Origin of the sequence: Bradyrhizobium sp., assembly GCF_016462955.1 — a bacterium.
GTDB lineage: Bacteria > Pseudomonadota > Alphaproteobacteria > Rhizobiales > Xanthobacteraceae > Bradyrhizobium.
Genome location: NZ_JAEMSD010000543.1, coordinates 1 through 4,342, shown reverse-complemented (window position 1 = coordinate 4,342; position 4,342 = coordinate 1). Strand labels below are relative to the sequence as shown.

Here is a 4,342-nt window from a genome sequence, read left to right as displayed (position 1 = left end):
GTTCCGGTATGGGCGGTGGCGGCGGAGGTAACTCAAATATGGAGCGCGGCGGACAAGGCGCCTCCAGCCCTCCGGGCATGCGAAACGAGACCACCCCACGATCCGACGGCACGATGCGACGTTGACCATGATTCGATCGCGCGCCTCGCGCGATCGATTTCCTGATCATGTGAAAGCGGCCTTGGCGGGTCCCGCCGGGGCCGCATTCGTGTCCGGTCCGCCGCCCGAGATCAAGAATGCGTCATGCACAGCAGCAATCGCTTGCCGTGATCAAACGCTTGGCGGAGACGCGCGATGCCGATCCCGACAGCTTGACCGGAGCAAGGAGGCGACGAAGTTCAGCTACTTGTTCATGGCGACCCTCACGCCTTGAGTCCGGCCACATACGCCGCCAGCTTGTCCAGCGTCTGGTAGCCATATTCGACGGCGCCGAAGCCGATCATGCCGTCGCGCTGCTCGGTGCTGGGGGCCAGCTGCCGCATCATCAGCACGGTCTTGCCGTTGCTCTGCTCGGCAAAGGTGACGGTGAAGCGGAACATGCCGGGATCGTCGTCCTGGTCGAGGCCGTGATCCATCTCCATCAGAGACGGCCGCTCGATGCGGCGGAAGCGCATGCGGTTCGGATAGACCGTGCCGTCGGGCCCGATCATGTTGAAGCGCCAGACGCCGCCGACCCGCACGTCGATCTCGAAGGTCTCGATCTTGAATCCCTTCGGGCCGAACCATTGCGGCAGATGCTTCGGATCGGACCACGCCTCGAACACCAGATCGCGCGGCGCGTCGATCACGCGCGACATCACGATCTCGCGGTCGAGCGACCATTGCGACAGCGCGGGGTTGGCGGAACTCGTCATCGTCAGGACCCTTTCCGTTTGGTTGTGCGGGACTGCCTCTTGGTCCCGGCCCTTTCTTTCTTGAGCTTCATCACATAGGCCTCGAACCGGTCGAGCCGCGCCTCCCAGACCGCGCGCTGCTGCTGGAACCAGTCCTCTGCGCCGAGGAGCGCGTCCGGGCCGAGGCGGCAGGTGCGCACGCGGCCCGACTTCTCGGACTGGACGAGCCCGCTCGTCTCCAGCACATGGATGTGCTTCATGAAGCTCGGCAGCGCCATGTCGAAGGGATCGGCGAGTTCGCCGACCGACGCCTCGCCGTCACAGAGCCGCATCACGATCGCGCGTCGCGTGGGGTCGGCGAGCGCTGCGAAAATCTGGTCGAGGCGAGATGATTGGTTAGCCATGCAGCTAACTATAGGGGCGTCGCGCCACACCGTCAATAATCGTTAGCTCATTGGCTAAGTATTTTTCGTTGGCCCGCGGCGCCCTGCCTCAGACCGAGCGCGTCAGCCCGCCGTCGACGCGGATGTTCTGGCCGGTGATGTAGGCCGCGCCGTCCGAGGCCAGGAACGAGATCGTAGCCGCAATCTCCTCGACCGTGCCGTAGCGCTTCATCGGCACGCCGTCGCGGCGCGCGTCCTGCTGCGGCAGGCTGTCGATCCAGCCCGGCAGGACGTTGTTCATGCGGACGTTGTCGGCGGCGTAGGTGTCGGTGAATATCTTAGTGAAGGCGGCGAGCCCTGCGCGGAACACGGCCGAGGTCGGAAACATCGCGCTCGGCTCGAAGGCCCATGCCGTCGAGATGTTGATGATGGCGCCGCCCTTCTGCGCCTGCATCAGCGGCGTCACCAGCCGCGTCGGGCGGATCACGTTCAGCAGATAGGTGTCGAGGCCGGTGTGCCATTGCTCGTCGGTGATCTCGGTGATCGGCGCACGCGGCCCGTGCCCTGCGCTGTTGACGAGCACGTCGATCCGCCCCCACTTCGCCATCGCCGCGTCGACCAGGCGCTTGAGATCGTCGTTCGACGTGTTGGAGCCGGTGACGCCGAACCCGCCGAGCTCGGCAGCCAGCGCCTCGCCCTTGCCGGAGGACGACAGGATCGCGACGCGAAAGCCGTCCGCCGCGAGCCGCCGCGCGGCCCCCGCCCCCATGCCGCTGCCGCCCGCGGTGACCACTGCAACCTTCTCCGCCATGATCGATCGTCCTCTGTGCTATCGTTTGAAGCGAGCCGCAGGCTTGGCCTGTCGTGAGCCTTCTACCGCCGGACGCGCCGGCCGGTCCACCGTCGAGAGCATCGGCCATGAGTGATCTGCAGATCCGCAATCTAGGCCCCGGCGAAATCGGACTCGCCGTCGACTGGGCCGCAGCCGAGGGCTGGAATCCGGGCCTTGAAGATGCCGCATGCTTTGCGATTCCCGACGCGCAGGGTTTCTTCGTCGGCGAGATCGACGGCGCGCCGGTCGCGACCGTCTCCTGCGTCAATTACGACGACCGCTTCGCCTTCCTCGGATTCTACATCGTGCGCGAGCGCTTTCGCGGCGGCGGCCATGGCCTGCGGATCTGGAACGCGGCGATCGCGCATGCGGGCGGTCGCGTGATCGGGCTCGACGGCGTGGTCGCGCAGCAGGAGAACTACAGGAAATCCGGCTTCCGGTTCGCTTATGCCAATATCCGCCATGGCGGCGTCGTGGCCGCGCCGGCGAAGCCGCCGGCTGACATTGTCGCGCTCGAGCGGATCCCATTCACCATCGTCGAGGCCGACGATGCCACCGTATTCCCCGCAGCCCGCAGCGCCTTCCTGCGCGCCTGGATCAACACATCCGGACACGTCGGGCGCGCAATGCTGCGCGATGGCAGGCTGGCCGCATGGGGCGTGATCCGGCCGTGCCGCTCAGGCCACAAGATCGGCCCGCTCGTCGCCGACGACCGCGCGGCGGCCGAGGCGGTCGTGCAGGCCTTGCTGGGAAGCACGGGCGGCGGAGAGATCTTCCTCGACGTTCCCGCCGTCAACGGCGAGGCGATTGCGCTGGCGCAATCCTTCGGCCTCGCGCCGGTGTTCGAGACGGCGCGGATGTACACGGGGCCGATGGCGCCGCTGCGCATCGACCGCGTTTTCGGCGTGACCAGCTTTGAACTCGGCTAGCTCTGATCAGTAGCAGCGCGTGATGTTGACGGTGTGCTCGCTGCCGCCGCGGCCGGGCACCGTCACCTGCTCGGTCGGACAGGTCGGCACATAGGGACGGTTCGACGGCACGACGTTCGGCGGATAGCGATGCGTCCAGTCCCAGGGCACATCGTAGGTGTAGGTGTAGCGCAGATCGGCGGAGAGCGACTGGCTCACATCGGCGAAGGGCTGGCTGTAGCCCGCACCGTCGTTGAAGAAGCCGCCGCCGCCGGGCCAATAGACCCAGGGAGAGCTGCGGCGATGGAACCGGGCCCCCGGGCCGATCGGCGCGCGTGCCGCAGCCGGCGGTGGCGCGGCGGTAACGGCACCAGGCGCCGCGGCGACGGCGGGTCCGGCAAAGCTTGCACTGGAGCTGAGGAGCAGCGCGGCAGCGCTGAGCGAGGCGAACACCGCCCCATGTGATCTGGCAATCATGATACGCACCACACTCGTTTGGCTTTGCAACAACGCTCCCCGCGAGAGGCTAGGCCGGGCCTTCACCCACCCGCAAACGTATTATTAATTGTTGGTTAAGGCACGGGATTACCAGGGAACCGGGTGCGGCAGAACGCCCGGAATTCCGTTCTGGTTTCAACGGCTTCGTTCCGCGGATCGTCCCTCATAACCAGTTGATCGGAGTTTGATCGCGCGCCGCCGAGCGCCCGGAACGCTACCGCACTGCAACCGTTGGCTTACGACACCAGCAAGGAGCATCAAAATGCAGAACAAGACAAAACTGATCGGCGCGATCACGGCAGCCCTCATCGTTGGCACCACCGCGGCGTCGGCACAGGGCTATGATTGGAACGGCCCGCGCGTCGGCTGGGACCGCAGCGCGCCCGCCTACGAGCCGGTCCAGCCGGGCGCGTATTATCCCGACGCCGTCGGCCCCTATGGCGCCCTCAACGGCACCAACCATCCGACGCCGAGCTCGACGCAGGGTGATGTCGGCCCCGGCGGTAACAACAACGGCACACTGACCGGCCGTTACCGCAGCTGGTAACCTCACCAGCAACAAGGCCCGCCGCCCTCTCGGGGAGCGGCGGGCCTTTTGCATGTCAGTGATTTCCTAGCTGCTTGCGCAGCCGCTTGAGCATCATGCGCAAATGCCGCTTTCAGGACAGACACAGATCGAGATCTCGTTCGCGCTGCGCGCCTTCCCTTGCACAAATCCAAGGGCCCAGGCCGCCCCGGCCACAACACCTCGCGTTACCCGTCGGGCAAGACACCCAAGCCATGGGTCAACGCACGCGGCTACAAATATTCCGCTTTACCGAACTTCGGAAATTACGTAGGTGTTGCGGCAACCCGGCCCAAGGAAGAGGGGCGTATCGCGATCGTCAC

Annotated in this window: 6 protein-coding genes and 1 pseudogene; 3 read left to right on the top strand and 4 right to left on the bottom strand. The window is 65.9% G+C overall.

Features of this window, described 5'->3' with window-relative positions; genetic code table 11:
- Positions 1–362: 362 nt before the first annotated feature.
- From JHD07_RS33915 to JHD07_RS33905, 3 genes are all read right to left on the bottom strand, one after another.
- Positions 363–854 carry an SRPBCC family protein gene (locus tag JHD07_RS33915; protein WP_291630087.1) on the bottom strand — a complete coding sequence of 164 codons (492 nt, stop codon included), beginning with the start codon at positions 852–854 and terminating at the stop codon, positions 363–365.
- Between the two features lie 2 nt (positions 855–856).
- Positions 857–1,237 carry a metalloregulator ArsR/SmtB family transcription factor gene (locus tag JHD07_RS33910; RefSeq protein ID WP_291630085.1) on the bottom strand — a complete coding sequence of 127 codons (381 nt, stop codon included), beginning with the start codon at positions 1,235–1,237 and terminating at the stop codon, positions 857–859.
- An 88-nt stretch (positions 1,238–1,325) separates the two neighbouring features.
- Positions 1,326–2,030 (bottom strand): SDR family oxidoreductase, encoded by a 705-nt coding sequence (locus JHD07_RS33905; RefSeq protein WP_291630089.1) that lies wholly within the window; start codon positions 2,028–2,030, stop codon positions 1,326–1,328.
- A gap of 104 nt (positions 2,031–2,134) precedes the next feature.
- On the opposite strand from JHD07_RS33905, the gene JHD07_RS33900 reads away from it, so the two are divergent.
- A complete protein-coding gene (locus tag JHD07_RS33900; protein ID WP_291630083.1) occupies positions 2,135–2,977 on the top strand; it encodes a GNAT family N-acetyltransferase in 843 nt (280 codons plus the stop codon).
- Positions 2,978–2,983: 6 nt separating this feature from the next.
- On the opposite strand, the gene JHD07_RS33895 is transcribed toward JHD07_RS33900, so the two are convergent.
- Complete coding sequence (locus tag JHD07_RS33895) at positions 2,984–3,433, bottom strand: hypothetical protein (protein ID WP_291630081.1); 450 nt, start codon at positions 3,431–3,433, stop codon at positions 2,984–2,986.
- A 283-nt stretch (positions 3,434–3,716) separates the two neighbouring features.
- On the opposite strand from JHD07_RS33895, the gene JHD07_RS33890 reads away from it, so the two are divergent.
- Together JHD07_RS33890 and JHD07_RS33885 are read left to right on the top strand one after the other, a co-directional pair.
- A complete protein-coding gene (locus JHD07_RS33890) occupies positions 3,717–4,001 on the top strand; it encodes a hypothetical protein (protein ID WP_291630079.1) in 285 nt (94 codons plus the stop codon).
- A gap of 159 nt (positions 4,002–4,160) precedes the next feature.
- A pseudogene (locus JHD07_RS33885) lies at positions 4,161–4,342 on the top strand (hypothetical protein); the annotation flags it as partial.

Coding starts and splice junctions, on each gene's coding strand:
- JHD07_RS33915 (WP_291630087.1), bottom strand. CDS start 854: ATGACGAGTTCCGCCAACCCCGCGCTGTCGCAATGGTCGCTCGACCGC.
- JHD07_RS33910 (WP_291630085.1), bottom strand. CDS start 1,237: ATGGCTAACCAATCATCTCGCCTCGACCAGATTTTCGCAGCGCTCGCC.
- JHD07_RS33900 (WP_291630083.1), top strand. CDS start 2,135: ATGAGTGATCTGCAGATCCGCAATCTAGGCCCCGGCGAAATCGGACTC.
- JHD07_RS33895 (WP_291630081.1), bottom strand. CDS start 3,433: ATGATTGCCAGATCACATGGGGCGGTGTTCGCCTCGCTCAGCGCTGCC.
- JHD07_RS33890 (WP_291630079.1), top strand. CDS start 3,717: ATGCAGAACAAGACAAAACTGATCGGCGCGATCACGGCAGCCCTCATC.